The following is a 22,837-nucleotide window of genomic DNA, read 5'->3' on the forward strand; positions in this document are numbered from 1 at the left end:
AGAAAAAATGAAATGGAGTGAAAAAATGTTAAATATAGGGTGCCATTTATCAATATCAAAAGGTTTTTATAAAGCGACACAAGAAGCATTAAGCATCAATGCGAATACTTTTCAATTTTTCACTAGAAATCCAAGAGGGAGAAAAGCTAAAGACCTTGACTTAGAAGACATGAGAAAATCAAAAGTGCTAATGGAAAAGAATAACTTTGCACCTATTTTAGGGCATGCGCCATATACAATGAATTTATGTTCAGCCAAACCAGATATTCGTGAATTTGCAAAGAACATACTAAAAGACGATTTAGAAAGGTTAAGACAGATACCAAATAGTTTATACAATTTTCATCCAGGTTCGCATACAGGACAAGGCGTAGAAAAGGGCATCGAACAGATTATTAATGCTTTAAATGAAATAATAACAGAAGATATAGATACTTGGATTTTACTAGAAACCATGAGCGGAAAAGGAACAGAAGTTGGAAAATCACTTGAAGAACTAAAACAAATTATTGATGGTGTTAAGTATAATAAAATAGGGTTATGCTTAGATTCGTGTCATTTATATTCAAGTGGTTACGATATCGTAAATAATCTTGATGGTGTTATTGCAGAGATTGATCGTAGGATAGGGATAAATAAAATAAAAGCATTTCATTTAAATGATACTAAGCATGAAATAAGCAGTAATAAAGATCGACATGAAATAATAGGAGAGGGAATAATAGGATTGGATGCTATTATAAATATTATAAACCATCCTAAATTATTGCATATTCCATTTATATTAGAAACACCTAATGATGTAAAAGGGCATGGAGAAGAAATAAAAGTTTTAAAACATAAGCAGAACGTATCTAAACAGTACGAGAAAAACGTATAGGCATAAAAATAAACATAGGTAGGAACGAAGGTGATATTTTGTTAAAAAAAATGAGGAATACATCATTACAAGTTAAAATCACCTTTATTTTTGTGACAATGACATTGTTCATTCTTACTATTTTGGGTGTAACCTTTTATTCAAATACCATTGATACACTAAAGGAGTCAAAAGAAAAGGAAATGACAACGATTGCCATTGAAACTGCCAATAAAATTGAACGGTTTTTATTTGAGCGTTCAGCAGATATAAAAGTATTATCAGAATCAAAAATTTTGACAATGACGGAAGTACAAGATCGTACGCGACATAATTTCCTGATGAATGTTATGGGGGCTTATCAAACCTATGACAGTATCTTTGTCGTGGACTTAGAGGGCAACGTGATACTATCTACTGGGAAAGTACCAGAAATTAAAAAAATGCGAGAAATTTTTGCGGGTACAAAAGCTTATATATCAGATATATTTGAACAGAGCAATGGGGAGAATTTAATATTCTTTTCTAGACCCTTAATAAATGAAGCCGGGATTCATGTGGGTGGTGTAGTAGAAGTCATGAATTTTAATTCTATTAAAGAAATCGTTGAGAATGTATCTATTGGAGAGACTGGATATGCCCAACTAAAGATAACAGAATTTATAACCGATATGGGGCAGAATGAAGGAATGATAGAAATAATAGATGATGGCATCCATTATATTTCTGTTAAAGCACCTGTTCAAGTTTTTCAGCCGCACAAGGCGCAAGGGCATGTACAAGTCTTTCAAGCAGAAGAGGAAGCTTACAGAGTCATTGATGATTTTATCAAATATCTTTTGTTAGTATTATTTGTGATTTTTATCTTGTTTACTTTTTTATCTATCGTCATCTCTAGACTGATTACAGAACCTATAAGAAATTTGATGGATAAAATGAATCAATTGATGAAGGATAATAAGCGATACAATATGAAAAATCAAGCGAAAGATGAAATAGAAAATTTAACTTTTTCTTTCGATATTCTTTTTGAGCAATTGAATTTTATGATGCAGATGGTTTTGGAAAAAACAGGGCAAGCCGCATATATGGATGAAATCAATGAGCATATCAAAGAAATATTTGAAAGTATTCCAAATGGAATTTTGACGATAGATGCGAAAGGTGATATTACATCTATCAATCAATCCGCAGCACAGATTTTAAAATTGAGTGATGAGAATCAAAAGCATCTGTCAATTTATGATACAAAAGTTCAAAGGCTTAGAGATTTTCTTAAGGCACTAGAAAATAGTTTGTTTAATGATATAAAATATAGAGGAGAGATTTGCTATATTTCAGATAAGCAAGAAGGATTAATCCCGATCATCTTTAATACGCTTAGACAGACAGATCAAAATGGAGCGTTGATAGGGATGACGGTTATTATGAATGATTTAGAAGAAAAGAAACGGTTTCAAGAGCGTATTTTTAAAGCGAAAAGATTATCAGAACTTGGGGAACTATCGGCAGGTGTTGCGCATGAAATTCGAAATCCATTGGCATCGATTAAGGGTTATGCTCAGCTTGTACGAATGGAATTAAATGAAAATGATCAGAGTTATAAAGATTTGAGTATTGTACTTAATGAAGTGGAAAGGCTGGATCGAATCATCGAGAGATTTATGGCTTTTGCACGACCTAGTCAACTAGTGAAAACTTGGTTTTCTATGGGGGATTTAATAGATGAGACCATCAAACTTATAGGGAACGAATTTGTTAAAAATCAAGTAAGTGTACGTTTTATTAGATGCAAAAATGATCGGATGATGATAGATTACGAGCAAATGAAACAAGTACTCATTAATATTTTAATCAATGGGATTCAAGCTTCTTCTCGAGGCGATGAAATTCTTGTGAAAACGAGTTGTTTTGAAGAAAAACACCTTTTTCTTATTGAAATTATTGATCAAGGAGATGGAATCAAGGAAGAAATGATGGATAAAATTTTTACACCTTTTTATACTACGCGCGAAAAAGGATCGGGGCTAGGGTTATCTATTTCTACACGTATTGTTGAAAATCATAAGGGAATCCTTGAAATAGATAATTCATTAGATAAAGGTACTCGCGTATTGATTAAATTACCAATGAAGGGAGGATTAAAGTGAAAGATTTAACAATTTTAATAGCAGAAGATGAAGAAAATTTAGCGCAGCTATTAGCGCGAATTTTTGAGAATACTGGCTATAAGACACATGTTGTAAACGATGGGGAAACAGCATTATACATAGTAAAAAACCAACATATTGATATTGTGATAACGGATATACGTATGCCTAGTCTTGATGGTATTTCTCTTTTAAAAGAAATTAAAGCTTTTGATCCTTATATTGAAGTTCTTGTGATGACGGCTTTTGCAAATGTTGATACAGCTATTGATGCAATAAAGTTAGGTGCAAGAGATTATATCCGTAAGCCTTTTGATATTGATGAAGTGCTAGAATCAATTGAAAAAGCTGCATTGTTAGTAGGGCATCATTCAGAATATGATGTGCATAAACTAAAAAGTCATGAAATATTAGTTGACAATAGCTTATCTATGAAAAAGTTGAAAAAACTAATTAAAAAAGTTGCATGTAGCACAGCAACTGTGAATATATATGGTGAAACGGGTGTAGGAAAAGAATTAGTAGCGAAAGCAATCCACGAATTAAGCGACCGTAGTAATCAAGCCTTTATTAAAGTGAACTGTTCTGCATTTCCAGAGACACTTTTAGAAAGTGAACTATTCGGCTATGAAAAAGGTGCTTTTACAGGAGCCTTTTCACGCAAACTTGGGCGTTTTGAACTTGCTAATGGGGGGACCATTTTTTTAGATGAGATAGGGGACATTTCACTAGTCATTCAACTAAAACTTTTGAGAGTGATTCAGCAAAAAGAGTTTGAGCGCTTAGGAAGTATAAAAACTTTACCTTTAGATCTTCGCATAATTACAGCAACCAATAAAGATCTAAAAGTACTTGTGAAAGAAAAAAAGTTTAGAGAAGATTTGTATTATAGATTGAATGTGATCCCTATTGATGTAGCACCACTGAGAGAAAGAAAAGAAGATATTCAGGCTTTACTAAATACCTTTATTAGGATAGCTAGTAAAAATAATAAAACCCCGATAAAAAAAATATCCGACGAGGCCCTAGATGCTTTGATCAATTATCCTTGGCCTGGAAATGTACGCGAACTAGAGAATATTGTTGAAAGAATGATTGTTATTAGTGATGGAAATATCATTGAATTATCGGATTTGCCAGAACATATTTTATTAGGGAAAGACAGTGCAAATAATAGTATCTTAAAAGTGCATAAAGATGAAGTGGAAGAACGAATCATTCGGAATGCGATGCTAGAATCGCAAGGCAATATGACAAAAACTGCAGAAAAATTAGGTATTTCAAGAAGATCCTTGTATCGTAAAATTCATAAATATAGCATGGAGGATAAACAGCCGCTTTGAATATAATGGCATATGGGACAAGGTTGTCGTACTGTGACAATTTTGTCCCATATGTTTTCTCGAAATTATGATGTAAAGCAGGTAAAAACCCGCTTTTTTATTTGGCATATTCCTTGCGTAGACTTATAATGTATCTTAAAAAAACACAAGGGAGGATTTCAAAATGGGTTTTGATACTGGCAGCACAGCGTTTATGTTAATCGCTACAAGTTTGGTTATGCTTATGACACCAGGATTGGCATTTTTTTATGGAGGGCTTGTAGGTAGAAAAAATGTTATTACAATTATGATGCAAAGTTTTGTTTCATTAGGAATTACGACAATACTTTGGTATACAGTTGGATATTCTCTAAGCTTTAGTGGAGACGTGGGCGGAATTATTGGTAATTTAGATATGATGTTTTTGAAAGGTGTATCTATTACAGCTGCTTTATCTCCTAGTAATAATATTCCATTAATCGTATTTATTGCTTATCAGATGATGTTTGCAGTTATCACACCAGCATTAATCACAGGTGCTTTTGCAGATCGCGTAACTTTTAAGGCGTACATGATCTTTCAAATTGTTTGGTTAATGCTAGTATATTTTCCATTTACACATATGGTTTGGGGTGGTGGTATTTTAGCGCAATGGGGCGTTCTTGATTTTGCTGGCGGGATCGTTGTTCATGCAACTGCTGGAATGGCAGCCTTAGCTTCTGTATTTTTCGTTGGAAAACGACACGCTAAGCCCAGTGAACCGCATAATATCCCACTTATTGCAACAGGAACAGCTTTGTTGTGGTTTGGTTGGTATGGGTTTAATGCTGGAAGCCAGCTTAGTGTGGATAGTATTACAGCATTGGCATTTTTAAATACGGATATTGCGGCATCTTTTGCAGCAATTGTATGGTTGATTATTGAATGGAGAGAAACTGGAAAGCCTAAATTTATAGGATTGCTGACAGGTGCTGTGGCAGGATTAGCTACAATTACACCAGCAGCAGGTTTTGTAAGTACAAATACTGCTGCGTTAATTGGTATTATAGCAGGGGGAGTATGTTATCTAGCAGTTAAACTTAAAAACAAACTCCAATGGGATGACGCGCTTGATGTATGGGGTGTACATGGGGTAGGTGGTATTTTAGGTGTTGTTTGTTTAGGTGTTTTTAGTAGTACCGCTGTCAATAGTTCTGGTGCTGATGGACTAATTTATGGAGGCACTCAATTTTTCTTAGTTGAAATGGGTGCAGTTATTTTTACAGCAGCCTATGCTTTTGTAATCTCTTATGCACTTTTAAAATTAATTAACTATATAATACCAGTACGTGTGACAGACGAAGTTCAGGATTTTGGATTAGATATAGAAATTCATGGAGAACATGCTTATTACATTGAGTAAGTTATATAAAATTTGTACAAATAGAGTCGATATAACTTAAACTGAAAAATTATTTTTCTTTATAGATTTAGTGTTACTGAATAGGCATTCCCCAAAAGGAATGCTTATTTTAATATAAAAATAGTTTTTTGAGTGAGAACAGGAAGGATTCGTTTATAACGTAATAGTAAAAAATAGTAAGTCAATATGATATAATTAAGATCGAAGTAAAATTATAAGAGATGGCTGAAATGATAAGATATCAAATACATGAAATGAAAGGCGTGCAATACAAATTTTGAGGGATATAGATAAAAATATTTACGATATTAGGTAGGTGATAACCATTAAAAAAACATTAGCTATTGTAAGTTACAATCCAGAAACAGTAGAGATATATTATGAGCAAATGAAAAGCTTGTTTTCGGAAAATCTTACGATTGAGAAGTTTTGTATAGGCACTGAAGAGATCCAAAGAGGGATTCAAGCAGATATGGTATTAATGCCATCTTTTGATGCATTTGAGAAGATTAAAAAATATATTAAAAATAAAAGTGAAATTGTTATTGCTAACAGAACCATATCAAAATCAGGATTAGAGAAAATTATGAATATGGCTGAAGGAACACAAGCTTTGTTATTAGATGAAAGTTCTGAAATGGCTGTAGAAATGATTTCCGTAGTCTATCAATTAGGCGCAAGACATGTGGAGTTGATTCCTATTGATCCTACATTTAAAGAAAACATTAAAGGTAGAACCATGATCATATTGGGCAAATCAAAATATATACCAGATTTCTCAGGTGAAATCATCAATATTGGAAGCAGTCTATTAGATATTAATACAATTATTGATATTGGTGTGAAGTTAGGGTTGGATCACCTATTAAATAAACAGAATATCAAAAAAACATATAGAGAAAGTGTAACGACAAATTTTGGATTGGCTGAAATACTAGGAAGAATCAATAGATTTGAAAGTGAATTAGATATTTTACTTCAAGTTTTAGATGATGGGATGATTGGAATTAATTCGGAAGGGATTGTTTATTCATATAATGAAAGTGCAGAAAAGATTATTGGGAATAAAAAACAAGAAGTTTTAGGGAAAGATGGTTTAAGAGTATTGGATCAAATTCCTTTTAAATATGTGCTTCGTACCTTGAAATCAGTGAAAGAAGAACTGATAAAAATAAATGGCTATGATGTGATTGTATCTGTTGATCCAATCATTCATTCAGATAGATTATATGGAGCGGTTGCAATCTTTAAGAAATTTAGTGACACAGAAGAGAAGCAACATAAATTAAGGGTACAGCTTATTGGAAAAGGACATAAAGCCAAATACGCATTTGAAGACATTTTGGGAAGTAGTGAATCTATTCATAAATGTAGGGATATCGCAAAAAGAATGGCAAAATCCAATTCATCTATTTTAATTAGTGGAGAAAGCGGCACAGGAAAAGAATTATTTGCCCATGCAATACATAAAAGTTCAAAAAGAAAAGATTTTCAATTTGTAGCAGTGAATTGTGGGGCGTTTCCAGAAAGTCTTTTGGAAAGTGAATTGTTTGGATATGAAGAGGGCGCTTTTACAGGAGCTAGAAAGGGTGGAAAACTAGGACTTTTTGAACTAGCGCATAAAGGGACGCTGTTTCTTGATGAAATGGGTGAAATGCCCCTAAATCTTCAAAAACGTCTTTTGAGAGTTTTGCAAGAAAGAGAAGTCATGCGTGTTGGAGGAGATCGATTGATTCATATTGATATCAGAATTATAGCTGCTACAAATAGAGATTTAAAAGAAATGGTGAAACGAGGAGAATTTAGAGAGGATCTATATTTTCGATTAAATGTACTTCCATTAAATATTCCTCCTTTAAGAAGTAGACAGGAAGATATATTGCTATTTTTTGATGCAATGAGAAAGGAGTTTAATAGTCATTTTTATTTTACCCCAAAAGCAGAAGCAACTTTATTAAACTATAGTTGGAAAGGAAATGTGAGAGAACTTAGAAATTGTATTGAATATCTTGCAAATCTAGAGTTAGATGAGGTGGATGTGAAAGATTTACCATTTGTATATGAAGAAATAACAAAGGAGGGTATTTTTGATCAAGAAGAGAGACGATTAATGGATGCATTTTTGGAGGAAATAGGAAAAAACATTTCTAAATACATATTTGTTTTAGAACAATTAAATAAAAGTTATCATGAACAGATAAGATTAGGAAGAAGAAGTATTTATCAACTAGCAAGACAACAAGGTCTGTTTATAAGTGAACAGGAAATAAGAAGAATATTCATAGATCTCGAAAAGTTCTTGATGGTGGAAATATTTAAAGGAAGAAGTGGTACAACCATAACGGATTATGGGATGAGGGTTTTTAAATATTTGAGAACAAATTAAAGGGTTAAAAGGTATTGGATAGTGATACCTTTTAACCCTTTAATTTGTTGTATCGCGTTACCTTTTAATAAGGATTCTTAAAGTTATTTATTTTATATTTTATAAAAAAGAATGTGATTAAAATAATTTGTTTTGCGTATATTCCAGTAATGAGTGGACTTGTATAAGGATTAACATCCTATATTTGCGGATCATCTATAAAGGGTGTAATGGGATTATTTATATTTTGATAAAAGATTTTATTAAAAAAGCGATTGGCATAGTATTTGCAATATAACAATCTGATTCTAAATATTCTGATAAAAATCTGATGGTTTTATGTGCGTTTAAAATAGTAAGGGAGGAAATAGAATGAAGAAGTTATTAACAGGCAATGAAGCAGTTGCAAGAGGAGCTTTTGAAGCAGGTATTACCTTTGCAGCCGCATATCCTGGAACACCTAGTACAGAGATATTAGAAAATATTGCACCTTATAAAAAAGAAATAACGGCTGAATGGGCACCCAATGAAAAGGTAGCACTAGAATCAGCAATTGGTGCATCCATTGCAGGGGCAAGAGCCCTTGCGGCCATGAAGCAAGTAGGTGTAAACGTTGCAGCAGATCCACTATTTTCATTTGCATATACAGGAGTAAACGGAGGAATCGTTCTTGTATCAGCTGATGAGCCTGGGATTCATTCATCCCAAAATGAACAGGATAACAGAATGTATGCTAAGTTTGCAAAAGTACCCATGTTAGAGCCGAGTAATAGCCAAGAAGCAAAAGATATGGTGAAGATTGCAGTAGAAACGAGTGAAAAATATGATACTTTAGTACTTCTAAGAATGACTACGAGAATCTGTCATAGTAAAAGTTTAGTGGAACTGAAAGAAAGAGAAGAAGTGGGAAAGAAAGATTATATAAAAAATCCACAAAAATATGCCACAACCCCTGCTTATGCGAGAGGAATGCGCGTAAATATTGAGAGAAGACTTAAAACACTTGTAGACGCTTCAAATGAAAGTGAGTTAAATTATTTTGAGTGGCATGACAAAAAAATTGGGATCATATCATCAGGTGTTGCTTATCAACATGCTAAGGAAGTATTTGGAGATCGTGCATCCTATTTAAAACTTGGATTTACATTCCCTCTTCCAATGAAAAAAATCCAAAAATTTGCTGCACAAGTTGAAACACTTTATGTAATTGAAGAAGTAGAGCCATATATTGAAGAACAAATCAAAGCAGCAGGCATTGCATGTATTGGAAAGGAAAAAATTCCAAATATCGGAGAACTCAATGCAGATATCATTGCCAAAGTACTCCTTGGTGAAGAAAGACCAGTTATAGAATGTGATGCTTCAGATGTTGTAAGTAGACCACCAACATTATGCGCAGGATGTCCACATAGGGGTTTCTTCTATGAATTAAGTAAAAAGAAAAATGTTATGGTAACAGGTGATATTGGATGCTATGGTCTTGGTGTTGCAGATCCATTAAATACAGTGGATACCATCATTTGTATGGGGGCAAGTATCAGTGCGGGTCATGGCGCGCAGAAGGCGTTTAATCGACATAATACGAATACGCGAGTAGTATCTGTTATTGGAGATTCAACATTTTTTCATACGGGAATAAATAGTCTTTTGGACGTTTCCTACAATAGAAGTAATACGGTTAGCGTTATACTAGATAATAGAATTACAGGAATGACAGGACATCAGGAAAATCCAGGAAGCGGCTATACGCTGCAAGGGATGCCAACGAAGGATATTGATATCCCAAACCTTTGTAAAGCCATGGGAATAGAAAATGTGAAAGTTGTAAATCCACTTAAGCTTAATGAAGTGAAAACTACATTAAATTGGGCATTAGAACTTGATGAACCTTCAGTGATTGTTACAAGATGGCCTTGTGTACTAAAAAAACATTCAGAAATTGATATAGAGGAGTTTGGTGATTATAAAGGGTTATGTAGCGTAGATGTAGATCAGTGTATTGGTTGTAAGAAGTGCATCAAGACAGGATGTCCTGCACTACAGTTTGATAAAAAAAGTAAGAAAGTAAAGATTGATAAGATACAATGTATAGGTTGTGAAGTCTGTGTACAGGTATGTCCTGTAAATGCAATTAACAAGGTGGGTGAATAAAATGGCAGAAGTGAAAAATATATTATTAGTTGGCGTAGGTGGGCAAGGGACAATCCTTGCGAGTAAAATATTGTCAGAAGGATTAATGGATGTAGGTTATGATGTAAAGATGTCTGAAATACATGGCATGTCTCAAAGAGGAGGCAGTGTTACAACACAAGTAAGATTTGGAAAAGAAGTATATTCACCAATCATTGGAAAAGGTCAAGCAGATATATTGGTAGCATTTGAAACCATGGAAGCGCTAAGATGGCTAGACCATTTGAATCCTTATGGGAAAATAGTAGTAAATGATTATCAGATCCCTTCAGCGCCAATACTTACAGGAAAAAAAGATTATCCAGAAGGGGTTATTGAAAGAATTAAAGCGAAAGTAGATACAACTGTATTAGATGCAGCAAACATCGCAGAGCGTTTGGGAAATGCAAAAACAATGAATATTGTTTTACTGGGTGCATTAGTGAAAGCGATAGGGCTTGAAGCAATAAATTGGGAAGATATTATTAAGAAAAATGTAAAAGAAAAATTTATTGATATGAATATAAAAGCTTTAAAAACGGGAATGGACAGTTTATAAAGATACAAAATCAAGGATTTTTTAGAATAGGAAATCCTTGATTTTAGAATATAAAGAGATATAATAGTTTTATAGAAAATTTTTAATATTCACTTTTAATAGGAGGTAGATTTAATGGAAGATTTAAACTATAAAATTTTAGCAATCAATCCTGGTTCAACATCTACAAAGATTGCAATCTATGAAAATGATAAGGAATTATATAAAAAAACAATTGAACATTCTAATGAAGAAATTGAAAAATATAAAAATATTGCAGAACAATATGAAATGAGAAAAGAAGCCCTTATGGATTTTTTAAAGGAAGTTAATTTTGATGTAAAAGAGTTATCTAGCGTAGTGGGTAGAGGTGGATTATTGCCTCCAGTTCAATCAGGAGCGTATATTGTAAATGAAGCCATGGTTGAAAGATTAGCTAAAAGACCAATCATAGAACATGCTGCAAATTTAGGTGCAATTATTGCTTATGAAATCGCAAAACCTTTGGGCATACAAGCTTTTATATATGATTCTGTTGCAGTAGATGAATTAGACGCTATTGCAAGGATCTCTGGCATGGCTGATATAGAAAGAGATAGCTTTTCTCATGCACTCAATATGCGTGCTGTAGGGATTAAGGTTGCAAAAGAATTGGGAAAATCTTATAAGGATATGAACATGATTATTGCCCACTTAGGTGGAGGTATGTCTGTAAGTATGCACAAAAAAGGAAAAATGGTAGATATCGTTTCTGATGATGAAGGGCCATTTTCACCTGAAAGGGCAGGAAGAGTGCCTTGTAAACGATTGATTGAATTATGTTATTCAGGAAAATTTGATAAAAATACGATGAAAAAGAAACTAAGAGGAAAAGGTGGATTAATATCCTACTTAGGTACGAACAGTGCACTAGAAGTAGAAGAAAGAATTAAAAATGGCGATGAAGATGCAAAACTCGTGTATGAAGCAATGGCATACCAAATCGCAAAAGGAATTGGTGAACTTGCAACGGTAGTAGAGGGGCAAGTGGATCAGATTATCATTACAGGGGGCATTGCGCATTCTAAGATGATGACAAATTGGATTGAAAAAAGGGTAGCATTTATTGCGCCGGTTGAGATTGTAGCAGGTGAAAATGAACTGCAAGCCCTTGCCTTTGGTGCTACTCGCGTATTAAAGGGTGAAGAAAAAGCCCATGTATACGATTTAGATTAATAGGGTATCTTTTTATAAGATAGAAACGATATCGCCACCATCAAAACTTCATTTGATGGTGGCGATTTATTATAAAATAGCTTGTATTATTTCTATTTAAACTCTTCTACTAGTTTTTCAAAGGCTGCAATCGATCTTTCGATCATGCCAAATTTAACACAATAAGACATTCTAAAATATCCTGGACAACCAAAGCCACTACCTGGAACCAATAATAAATTATACTTCGTGGCTCTTTTTACAAATTCGATATCATCTGCAATCAACGCTTTTGGAAAAAGATAAAAAGCGCCTTGTGGTTTAACACACTCAAAGCCTAGCTTTGTAAGATGTTCATATAAAAAATCTCTTCTTTTTTTGTATCCTTCAATATCTACCTTAGCATCTAGTGTATCGCCTACGACCTTTTGGAATAAAGCAGGTGCATTTACGAAACCTAATGTACGATTGCAAAGCGCCAATGCATTACACAATAAATCGACATCTTTTATCCTGCTACTTGCAGCGATATACCCAATCCTTTCACCTGCTAGTCCTAAAGATTTACTAAAAGAGTTAACAATGATCGCGTTATCAAAAATAGCTAAAAGGCTAGGCACTTTCATATGATCATAAACAATCTCAGCATAAGGTTGATCGGATAAGATAAAGATGGTTGTATTATACTCACTTTCTTTTCTTTTAATCAACTGATCCATTGCTTTTAATTTTTCTTCGCTATAGATCACACCAGTTGGATTGTTAGGTATATTGATAAGTATAGCTTTTGTTTTAGGGGTAATCCCTTTTTCTAATATAGCTAAATCAGGCTCAAAAGTAGCAGGATCTGTAGGTAGGGCGACTAGTTTTCCACCGTGATTATCTACATAAGTATTGTATTCTACGAAATATGGCGCAAAAGTGAGTACTTCCTCTCCCGGATTTAGTAAAGATTTAAAAACCACATTGAGTCCACCCGCTGCACCTACAGTCATAATGACGTGATTTGCATTAAGTGCTACACCACTTTCTTTTTCGAGAGATTTTGCTATTTTTTCTCTAACATCTGAAAAACCAGCATTACTCATATAGCGATGCATGCCTTTTTCATCGCTTAAAATATATTTTTTAAGGGTTTCGACCACTTTAAGAGGCGGTTCTGCATATGGATTTCCGATACTAAAGTCATAGACATTCTCTTCACCATATTTTTGTGATAAGCGCGCTCCTTCTTCAAACATAGCCCTAATCCAAGATGATTTATTTAAACTTGTGATAACTTTTTCTGAAAACATAAGATCACTCCTTTGTTATGATAGTAAACATAAAGATATATTGAGATTTGAAAAAACTTCGCAATCTTTAAATTTTTCAATATATTTTGACTGCTACTTATAAAATAGCGTTAGATAGGATTCATTTATTTGACTTCTACAATCCATCCTTTAGGGGCTTTCACATCTCCAAATTGAATCCCATAAAGGGTATCATAAAGTTTTTTTGTAACAGGACCAACTTCTGTTTTACTATGGAAAACATGAAGTTTTCCTTTATACTCTATTCCTCCAATGGGAGTAATTACAGCTGCAGTTCCGCATGCACCAGCTTCCTTGAATTCATCTAATTGATCAATCAAAACATCTCTTTCTGCTACTTCCATTTCTAGGTATTCTTTTGCAACATGTAGCAATGAATATTTTGTAATACTAGGAAGAATAGATGGAGATTTCGGTGTGATGAATTTATTGTCTTTTGTAATGCCAAAGAAGTTTGCTGCGCCAACTTCTTCTATCTTTGTATGAGTCAGTGGGTCAAGATAAATACAATCTGCAAAACCTTTTTTTACGGCGAGTTCATGAGAAAGAAGGCTACCAGCATAGTTTCCTCCAACCTTTGCGGCTCCTGTACCGTAGGGTGCAGCTCTATCATATTGTGAAACTGTGAAGTTTACAGGTGCCATTCCTCCTTTAAAGTAAGGTCCTACAGGAAGACAAAATACGCAGAATATGTACTCGGGAGCTGGTTTTACCCCAATGTTGTCTCCAACACCGATTACAAAAGGTCTAAGATAAAGGGTTGCTCCGGTGCCATAAGGTGGCACATAATGTTCGTTTGCTTTAACAACTTGAATACAAGCATCTATAAATTTGTCTTCAGGTATTTCAGGCATTAAAACACGCTTGCAGCTATCGTTTATACGTTTGGCATTTTGATTCGGTCTGAAAAGTTGAATTTTTCCGGATTTCGTACGATATGCTTTTAATCCTTCAAAGCATTGTTGTCCATAATGAAGTGCTGTAGAAGATTCACTGATAGAAAGGTGATGATCTTCAACAAGTGTTCCTTCATCCCAATTGCCATCCTTCCATTTTGAAACATAACGTAAATCTGTTTTGATATAGCTAAATCCTAGGTTGCTCCAATCAATATCTACTGTTTTACACATAAAATCCCTCCTATAAAAAAGATCGAAATATACTACAAATAACAAATTTCATACGTATGCAATATACTTCATAATTGAGTAATAACTACCATTATTATAGCACAATAATACAATGTTGAATGTAAAATAATGTTATTTGTAGATAATGTGAACAAAGAATACAAAAAAGTCTAAAATATATTTTCAATAAGTAAATATATAGATTTTGATGATATAATATAATAGGTTTAACATATACTGAGATCAAAGTTAAAATAATAAAGGTTTTATAGTAAATAGATTTTAAAAGGATGGTTAAGATGAAGCTTATAAAGATAGTATCAAATGTTCAAAATATAGCCGATGCCATAGCAAGTGTTATAAAAGTGGATGTAACGATTGTGGATAATCACCTCAATCGAATTGCTGCTACTGGGCGCTATAAAAAGAATATTGGAGAAAAAGTAAATAAGAATTCTGTATTTGGTTTTGCTTTTAGGCGAGGGGAAAGCTTTATTATTGAAAATCCAAGAAACCATATTGCTTGTTTAAAATGCGAAGACATTCAGAAATGTAGGGAATATGCAGAAGTATGCTGTCCTATTAAAGTAAACAACCAAACCATTGGGGTAATCGGACTCATTGCTTTTGAAGAAGGACAGAGACAGGCTATAATCAGTAATAAAACAAATCTCATGGAATTTTTAAATCGAATGGCAGATTTAATTGCTTCAAAGCTACTAGAACAAGAAAAGACAGAAAAAATAAAATTGTTAGCAACAGAATTAGAAATTGTTTTAAATTCAGTGGATAGAGGAATTATTGCAGTAGATGAGGAAGGGGATTTTTTGCACTACAATAAAAAAGCAGTGCAATTATTTAAAATAGATGAAAAAAAAGATTTACCTAGCAATATTAAAGATTTGTTAGGGAATTTAAATTTGAGTCATTTGATCCTAAAAAATGAATCTATAAAAAATAGAGCATTTCGTTATGAAAGAAAAAATTATCACTTTAGAGGTATATTTGATGCAGATCCCATTGTAATAGGAGATAAAAGCTTTGGTATCGTTTTTACATTTAGCAATATTTCTGAGGTTTTAAGTGTAGTTAATGATATTGCTACAGGAACCATTATGATGCGTTTTGATCATATTATAGGCAATAGTCAATGTTTGAAGGACGTAAAGGATGAAGCGCAAAAGGCGGCAAAAACAACCTCGACGGTTTTAATTCAAGGGGAGAGCGGAACAGGAAAAGAACTATTTGCGCGAGCCATTCATTTTCATGGCAAGCGAATGAATAGACCTTTCATACCTATAAATTGTGCGGCTATTCCAGAACAATTATTAGAGAGTGAACTCTTTGGTTATGAGGAAGGTGCTTTTACTGGATCAAAACGAGGGGGAAAAGCGGGTAAGTTTGAATTAGCCAACAAAGGAACGATCTTTTTAGATGAGATTGGAGATATGCCGATCCATTTACAAACAAAACTTCTAAGAGTTTTGCAAGCGTATGAGATTGAAAAAGTGGGAGGAAAAGAATTAATTCCCATAGATGTAAGGATTATTGCAGCGACCAATAAAGACTTAGAAAAAAAGGTAGTAGAAGGAGAATTTAGAGAAGATTTATTTTATCGATTGAATGTAATTCCTATTAATATTCCACCGCTTAGAGAACGAAAAGAAGATGTTGTGATTTTGGTAAAATATCTATTAGACAAATGCAATAAAAAGCTAGGAAAACATATTGAGCAAATAGATACCCATGTAGTAGAAACTCTTATTAACTATGGGTGGCCTGGTAATGTGCGGGAACTTGAAAATACGGTTGAATATGCTGTGAATATGTGTAGTAGTAATATCATTACAAAGATGGATTTGCCAAATCGATTGATCTATAAAAATCAATCGGTTGAAAAAATACAATTGAAAGAAATTACACCGATTAAGACATTAGAAATCAGAGAAATAAAAAAAGCCATAGCGTATTTGGGAAATACGAAGCAGGCAATGACAAAAGCAGCACAAACATTAGGAATAAGTCGTGCAACACTTTATAGAAAACTAAAAGAATATCAAATAAAACAGTCTTAAAATGATACAAAAATCTCATTTTAAGACTGTTTTTGTTTTGTGTTATCTCATTTTGAGAAAAAAAGTTTTTCAAATGGCTATTTTTCAATAGGAATTCTTGGCATGATTATTGCAAATATATCCTTTTAATAGAACTGGAATAAAGGAGGAATTTCTATGGAACTAACAAATATTATTATTGAAACCTTAAGAAAAGAAGTTGTACCTGCAATGGGATGTACGGAACCCGTAGCGGTAGCATTAGCATGTGCGAAGGCGAAGGAACTGATAGACTTTGATGAAATTAAAAAAATAGAAATTTTAGTGAGTCCAAATATATATAAAAATGGTTTGGGTGTAGGTATTCCAAATACAGAAGAAGTAGGGCTTCGTATTGCTGCAGCACTAGGGGTGATAGGTGGAAAAAGCGACAAGGATCTACAAGTTTTAGAAGATATTACGAAAAAAGAAATTGATTTGGCAAAAAAATTATTAGAGGATGAAAAATTATCATTAGGCATCAAAGATACGCACGAAAAGATATATGTGGAAGTAATGCTTTTTACAGATCAAGGAGAGGCAAAGACCGTCATAAAAGGAAAACATAATCAATTTATGTATATAGGAAAAAATGGAGAAATTATATTAGAGACGAAAACAGAAAATGTAGAGAAAGAAGATACTACAAAACTATTATATGATTTAAGCATCAAAGAAATTATAAAAGCAATAGAAAAAATACCTTATGAAGAGATCTCTTTTATGTTAGATGGATTAGTAATGAATAAAAAAATTGCACAAGAAGGTCTAAATAAAAAGATGGGTATGGGTGTAGGGATTGGTTTTTATGAAAATATAAAAAAAGGCATGTTATCCGATGATCTAATGAACCAAGCAATGATGTTAACAGCTGCTGCATCAGATGCGAGAATGTCTGGGATCGGTATGAGTGTGATGAGTAGTAATGGCAGTGGGAATAATGGATTAACGGCGATTTTACCCATTGCTGCATATGCAAATAAATTTCAAGTAGAGAACGAAAGACTGGCAAAATCTGTAGCGATTAGTCACATTGTAAACAGTTATATCAAACATTATATAGGTAGACTATCTGCTTTATGTGGGTGTGGTGTTGCAGCAGGAACAGGTGCAAGTGTAGCGATTGCATGGTTAATGGGTGCGAATGAAGAACAAATAGATGGCGCAATCAAAAATATGCTTGCGAATGTAAGTGGAATGATTTGTGATGGGGCAAAGATAGGATGTGCGTTAAAGTTAGCAACTTCAGCTTCTGTTGCTGTCCAATCAGCGCTTTTAGCATTAAGTGATAATATTGTTCCTGCTAAAAATGGTATTATAGCAGAAACAGCAGAAGACACTATAAAAAATCTAGGAACTGTATCTTCAGAAGGAATGACCATCACGGATCATGTAATTTTAGATGTTATGAAAAATATGCAATCCGCTTAACGAAATCCCCTTGTTAAGGGGATTTTTTTAAAATTGAACAACACAAGTATTTTCTTTACAATGCCTAAGCAAATATGATAATCTAGGAGTAATATATTTAAAACGAAAAGTTAGGAGCACTATTATGATAGGCAATATTCATGCAGTGATTTTTGATTTAGATGGAACATTAGTAGATTCTATGTGGATTTGGAAACAAATTGATATTGATTATTTAGGAAAAAGAGGCATTGCACTTCCAGATGATCTACAAAAAACAATAGAAGGTATGAGTTTTACAGAGACAGCACAGTATTTTAAAGATCGATTTAGATTAAAAGATACTATAGATGAAATTAAAGAAGAATGGATGGATATGACCAAAGGCTTTTATGAGAATAAAATTGTCTTAAAGGCAGGGGTCTATGATTTCCTAATGGATTTAAAAAACAGAGGGATAAAACTTGGGATTGGTACAAGTAATGCAAAAGAATTGGCGCAAGGGGTTCTTCAAAAAAACAATATTATAGATTTTTTTGATATAATTCGTACCAGTTGTGAAGTGGAAAAAGGGAAACCTGAGCCAGATATTTTTTTGAAAGTTGCAGAGGATCTGGGTGTACATCCTGATAAATGCTTAGTTTTTGAAGATACTTATGCAGGTGTACTTGCGGCAAAAAGAGCAGGAATGAAGGTTTTTGCCATTGCAGATGAAACATCTTTTGCATATAAAGAGGACATAAGTTCTTTAGCAGATCAATATTTAGAAGGATTTGAAGATATCGCATAAGCCGAGTAGATACTCGGCTTTTTAGCTGATAAATTTGGGTATACTATATAGAAAATAGGAGGAAATTATGAAAAAAAAAGATATGATTGAGATTAAAATAGAAGCATTAGAATTCCCATCAAAAGGAATTGGTTATTGTGAAGGAAAAAAAGTTTATGTAAAAAATACAATGCCTGGTCAAACGGTTCTTGCATATATCAAAAAAACAAGAAAGGATCATGCAGAAGGAAAGCTTATGGAAGTTATTGAGAGATCTCCCATAGAAATACAATCTTTTTGTGATCATTTTGGGTCTTGTGGGGGATGTGCGAATCAAACTATTCCTTATGAAAAACAGCTAGAAATTAAAGCAAACCTTGTAAAAAAAATATTAGATGATGCAGGAATAAAGGACTACAAATTCTTAGGGATAGAAGGAAGTCCAGAAACATTTGCTTATAGAAATAAGATGGAATATTCTTTTGGCAATGAGAAAAAGGATGGAGAGTTAAACTTAGGGATGCACAAAAAGGGAAGATTTCGTGATGTGGTAACCGTAGACAAATGCAAGATTGTAGATGAAGATTTTAATACCATTCTTGCAACGATGCTGAACTATTTCAGAGAAAAAGAAGTACCACTATATAATAATAAAAGCCATGAAGGCTATTTGAGACATTTTATTGTAAGAAAGGCAAAGAAGACAAAGGAAATCGTTATTGATCTTGTGACAAGTACACAAATCACATTTGATATGACAGAATTAGTAGCGATAATAAAAAGTTTAGATTTAGAAGGAAAACTTGTAGGATTTCTACATACCTTTAATGATAACGTTTCAGATTCAGTCGTTAATGAGAAAACAGATATATTATGGGGACAAGATTATTTTACAGAAGAAATATTGGGACTTAAATTCAAAATTTCTATTTTTTCATTTTTCCAAACCAATTCATTAGGAGCAGAGAAATTATATAGTATGGTATTGGATTTTATGGGAGAGGCAGATAAAAAGAATGTATTTGACCTATACTGTGGAACAGGAACCATTGGTCAAATTGTTGCAAAGAAAGCAGAAAAAGTAGTGGGCATAGAACTAGTAGAAGAAGCTGTAGAAGTTGCCAATAAAAATGCACAAGCCAATGGACTTACAAACTGCAAATTTATTGCAGGAGATGTTCTGAAAAAAATAGACGAGCTTACAACAAAACCAGATATTATTATATTAGATCCTCCTAGAGTGGGGGTAAATCCCAAAGCGTTAAAAAAGGTATTAGACTATAATGCACCTGAAATCATCTATGTTTCTTGTAATCCTAGAAGTTTAGCAGAGAATTTGGTGGATATGCAAAAGTCAGGGTATAGGGTCGAGAAAGTGAAGTGTATGGATATGTTCCCGCATACGCCACATGTAGAGACGGTAGTAGTGCTATATCGTAAGTGAAATTAGTGTAGGGATTTCAATGGTTTTAGAGGATATATAGTTTTTTTAAAATTATAATGGAGTAGGGGAATATATTCTTATAAAGGAGTAAGATTGAATGAATAAAAAGCTATCAGAAATAATTTTAGATATGATTCAGCCATATGATGATGGAGATCATGGGCATGTTGAAACATTAATTTCTATTGCAACACTAACATGGAATATGGCAATAGTGCCTGATGAAGATGCTAAAGAAATATATAAATCTATGCGGAATATTTCTAAAGATGAGGAACAGAAACAAATCTTAGATGAATTGATTGATCATTTTACACAACATAAGTTATCTTATTATAATGATGATAAAAGGGTTATAGTTGATTTTAAGTTTAATGGAAATAAATTAGATATTGCGTCATCACCATTTGTGGGTGGTGTATTGAAAACTTGTGGGGAGAAAACTAAAATTGGAAGAAATGATCCTTGCCCATGTGGTAGTGGAAATAAGTATAAAAAGTGTTGTGGAAAGAATGAATAGAAAGATGTGATTAAAGATGAAATGGGAAATTCATTCGGAACAGGATAGACGGATATATGAAGTCTTAAAGGATATCGAAGAAGATAATTATATGGTGGGATTAGAAAAATGGGAAGAAATTTTAAAAGAGAAATTAATATTTCCGTTTGAAGCCATAGTGGAAGATTCAGATGATGGTTGTCCAATGCAAGTGGGAGATAGATTAAAAGTACATGGTATCGGAATGATAGATGATTTACATGGAATTATTGTAGATGTAAGAAAAGGAAGAAGAAAGTATGCTTTTGAATTATGTTTGATTGAAGTACTTGGAGATAATGAAGAAATGAAGCAGTTAGTGGATGATTATAGTGTATGGTTTTGGAATAGATAGGATGTTTAGGTATAATAAAGAGTATCTGCTTAGGTAGGTACTTTTTATTTTACTTAAATGTCGAAATGTGCAGAATAAAAGTCTGTAGAAATTTAGATTTTAGGAAGGGAAAATAGGAGGTATAATTGAAATATATAAGTACTATGTGTCTTTGATCCTAATACAAGGGAAAGTGGATACAACACCTACATGATGTGGATGTTTTTCTTGAAAACATAAACAATGATACCAAATAAAAGGCTTAAACACGCCAATTAAGGCACTTTTACTTTGGTGTTGGTGTTTGTTTGGTGTTTATAGAAACTTTACAAAATGAAATGATACATGACAAAATGGCTCTGCCTATGCTTATGATTGGTGTTTGGCGGAGCCTTTTTATCATTGTAGAGTGAATATAAAACTCTTATTATGGGCAGACAAGTCTTATCTCTTTATTTGTGGTGTGATAATATATTGTGAGTATTATGACCTGTAGAGAAGTGGTACTGTACTTAAAAATAAAATACCTGTCTAGTAAAAGAAAAATGAATGACTTTAGCGATTGAGTAAGTAATATATGGAGTAGTGAAAGACGGTTGTATAAAGGAATAGGGTTAACTCTTTGAAACACTGAAAATACTAAGTTTCATAAAAGTAAAACTCATTCAAAAAATTGATTTTTTCCGCTTTGTTGTATATACTTATTTTATATGAGATTATATAGTAATTCCTAACGTAAAGGTAGTTGTAATATTTGTAGAACTAAAGAAAATGGGAACATTGATAGTAGTTTATTGAAGGTTGCTAAGGGGGATTTATAGGTGGAAGGTATTAATGAAAAGGAATGGGAAACAAGGAAAAAAAGAATTGACAAAAAGTTATCCAAGGATTGGTGTATAGTTAAGTACTCCTCCGGACTTGATTGTTCAGGTTTATCAAATCATGCTGTTACTGAATATCCAACTGCTACTGGTTCTGCTGACTACGTGTTTTTTGTTAATGGTAAATTAGTTGCAGCATTAGAAGCTAAAAAGGTATCTACAAACCCACAAGAAGTTTTAGGGCAAGCAAAAAGATACTCAAGAAGTGTTAAGAATACTATTGGAAATTGGAGTGGGTACAAAATCCCGTTGCTATATTCATCTAATGGTGAAATCATTTGGTTTCTAGATAAACGGGATATATCTAATATTCGAAGAAAGATACAGGCGCTTCATACACCTAATGCAATGATGGAAATACTGAATAAGGATGAGAATATTTCGTTTAGAAAGCTTACATCTACGCCAATCAAGCAAAATAAGAAATTAAGAGAATATCAAGCACAAGCAATAGATGATACTGAAAAAGCACTTGTTCAACATAAAAGAAATATGCTTGTTGCAATGGCAACTGGAACAGGAAAAACATTCTTAACCGTTTCACAGATTTATCGGTTACTAGATTCAAAGGCATTTAAGCGTATTTTGTTTTTAGTAGATAGAAAAGCATTGGCGGCACAAGCTGTCAGAACTTTTGCCAGCTTTGACACCCCTAAAGGCTTAAAATTTGATAAAGAATTTGAAGTGTACAGTCAGGCATTTAAAAAAGATGATTTTGGTGAGGATGAACCCTTTAATGCAAAGTTGTTACCCAATGAATACTTGACAAATCCATCAGAACAACATACCTTTGTATATGTTTGTACTATTCAGAGAATGGCTATTAATTGTCGATTCTCAAATTAAAGTAGCAAAAATTCTCGGATTAAATGGGTATACAATAGGATAAAAAATCAAACGGTTCTCAGATTAAATAATTTGAT

The 22,837-nt window shown here is 33.2% G+C and carries 17 protein-coding genes; 15 read left to right on the top strand and 2 right to left on the bottom strand.

What is annotated here, in order from left to right:
• The first annotated feature begins 25 nt into the window (after positions 1-25).
• The 8 genes from EV214_RS11000 (at position 26) to buk (ending at position 12,020) form a co-directional block, all read left to right on the top strand.
• Positions 26-880, top strand: a complete 855-nt coding sequence (locus EV214_RS11000; protein ID WP_132245748.1) for a deoxyribonuclease IV — start codon at positions 26-28, stop codon at positions 878-880.
• A 38-nt stretch (positions 881-918) separates the two neighbouring features.
• Positions 919-3,009 (top strand): ATP-binding protein, encoded by a 2,091-nt coding sequence (locus tag EV214_RS11005; protein ID WP_165916337.1) that lies wholly within the window; start codon positions 919-921, stop codon positions 3,007-3,009.
• Entirely contained in the window at positions 3,006-4,352 is a 1,347-nt protein-coding gene (locus EV214_RS11010) for a sigma-54-dependent transcriptional regulator (RefSeq protein WP_132245718.1), read from the top strand. Before EV214_RS11005 ends, EV214_RS11010 begins: the two co-directional genes overlap by 4 nt.
• Before the next feature lie 163 nt (positions 4,353-4,515).
• Positions 4,516-5,733 carry an ammonium transporter gene (locus EV214_RS11015; RefSeq protein ID WP_132245720.1) on the top strand — a complete coding sequence of 406 codons (1,218 nt, stop codon included), beginning with the start codon at positions 4,516-4,518 and terminating at the stop codon, positions 5,731-5,733.
• Positions 5,734-6,049: 316 nt separating this feature from the next.
• Entirely contained in the window at positions 6,050-8,119 is a 2,070-nt protein-coding gene (locus tag EV214_RS11020) for a sigma-54 interaction domain-containing protein (RefSeq protein WP_243116627.1), read from the top strand.
• A gap of 351 nt (positions 8,120-8,470) precedes the next feature.
• Positions 8,471-10,249: an indolepyruvate ferredoxin oxidoreductase subunit alpha gene (iorA, locus tag EV214_RS11025; protein WP_132245722.1), complete on the top strand. Its 1,779-nt coding sequence runs from the start codon at positions 8,471-8,473 to the stop codon at positions 10,247-10,249.
• A 1-nt stretch (position 10,250) separates the two neighbouring features.
• Positions 10,251-10,826 (top strand): indolepyruvate oxidoreductase subunit beta, encoded by a 576-nt coding sequence (locus tag EV214_RS11030; RefSeq protein WP_132245724.1) that lies wholly within the window; start codon positions 10,251-10,253, stop codon positions 10,824-10,826.
• A gap of 114 nt (positions 10,827-10,940) precedes the next feature.
• Positions 10,941-12,020 (top strand): butyrate kinase, encoded by a 1,080-nt coding sequence (gene buk, locus EV214_RS11035; RefSeq protein ID WP_132245726.1) that lies wholly within the window; start codon positions 10,941-10,943, stop codon positions 12,018-12,020.
• Between the two features lie 92 nt (positions 12,021-12,112).
• On the opposite strand, the gene EV214_RS11040 is transcribed toward buk, so the two are convergent.
• Complete coding sequence (locus tag EV214_RS11040; protein WP_132245728.1) at positions 12,113-13,294, bottom strand: pyridoxal phosphate-dependent aminotransferase; 1,182 nt, start codon at positions 13,292-13,294, stop codon at positions 12,113-12,115.
• Positions 13,295-13,419: 125 nt separating this feature from the next.
• Complete coding sequence (locus tag EV214_RS11045; RefSeq protein WP_132245730.1) at positions 13,420-14,445, bottom strand: branched-chain amino acid aminotransferase; 1,026 nt, start codon at positions 14,443-14,445, stop codon at positions 13,420-13,422.
• 299 nt (positions 14,446-14,744) lie between these two features.
• Here EV214_RS11045 and EV214_RS11050 point away from each other — a divergent pair, with 299 nt between their 5' ends.
• The 7 genes from EV214_RS11050 (at position 14,745) to EV214_RS11080 (ending at position 22,760) form a co-directional block, all read left to right on the top strand.
• Complete coding sequence (locus EV214_RS11050; RefSeq protein WP_132245732.1) at positions 14,745-16,520, top strand: sigma-54-dependent Fis family transcriptional regulator; 1,776 nt, start codon at positions 14,745-14,747, stop codon at positions 16,518-16,520.
• Between the two features lie 156 nt (positions 16,521-16,676).
• Complete coding sequence (locus tag EV214_RS11055; protein ID WP_132245734.1) at positions 16,677-17,969, top strand: L-cysteine desulfidase family protein; 1,293 nt, start codon at positions 16,677-16,679, stop codon at positions 17,967-17,969.
• Between the two features lie 124 nt (positions 17,970-18,093).
• A complete protein-coding gene (locus EV214_RS11060; RefSeq protein ID WP_132245736.1) occupies positions 18,094-18,738 on the top strand; it encodes an HAD family hydrolase in 645 nt (214 codons plus the stop codon).
• A gap of 67 nt (positions 18,739-18,805) precedes the next feature.
• Positions 18,806-20,161: a 23S rRNA (uracil(1939)-C(5))-methyltransferase RlmD gene (gene rlmD / locus EV214_RS11065; protein WP_132245738.1), complete on the top strand. Its 1,356-nt coding sequence runs from the start codon at positions 18,806-18,808 to the stop codon at positions 20,159-20,161.
• 97 nt (positions 20,162-20,258) lie between these two features.
• The gene (locus tag EV214_RS19120; protein WP_243116628.1) at positions 20,259-20,681 is read left to right on the top strand and encodes an SEC-C metal-binding domain-containing protein; all 423 of its coding nucleotides are present in this window, start codon (positions 20,259-20,261) and stop codon (positions 20,679-20,681) included.
• A gap of 16 nt (positions 20,682-20,697) precedes the next feature.
• Positions 20,698-21,054 (top strand): calcium-binding protein, encoded by a 357-nt coding sequence (locus EV214_RS11075; protein ID WP_132245740.1) that lies wholly within the window; start codon positions 20,698-20,700, stop codon positions 21,052-21,054.
• A gap of 800 nt (positions 21,055-21,854) precedes the next feature.
• Positions 21,855-22,760 carry a DEAD/DEAH box helicase family protein gene (locus EV214_RS11080; RefSeq protein ID WP_132245742.1) on the top strand — a complete coding sequence of 302 codons (906 nt, stop codon included), beginning with the start codon at positions 21,855-21,857 and terminating at the stop codon, positions 22,758-22,760.
• Positions 22,761-22,837 lie beyond the last annotated feature (77 nt).

Source organism: Marinisporobacter balticus (assembly GCF_004345705.1).
GTDB lineage: Bacteria > Bacillota > Clostridia > Peptostreptococcales > Thermotaleaceae > Marinisporobacter > Marinisporobacter balticus.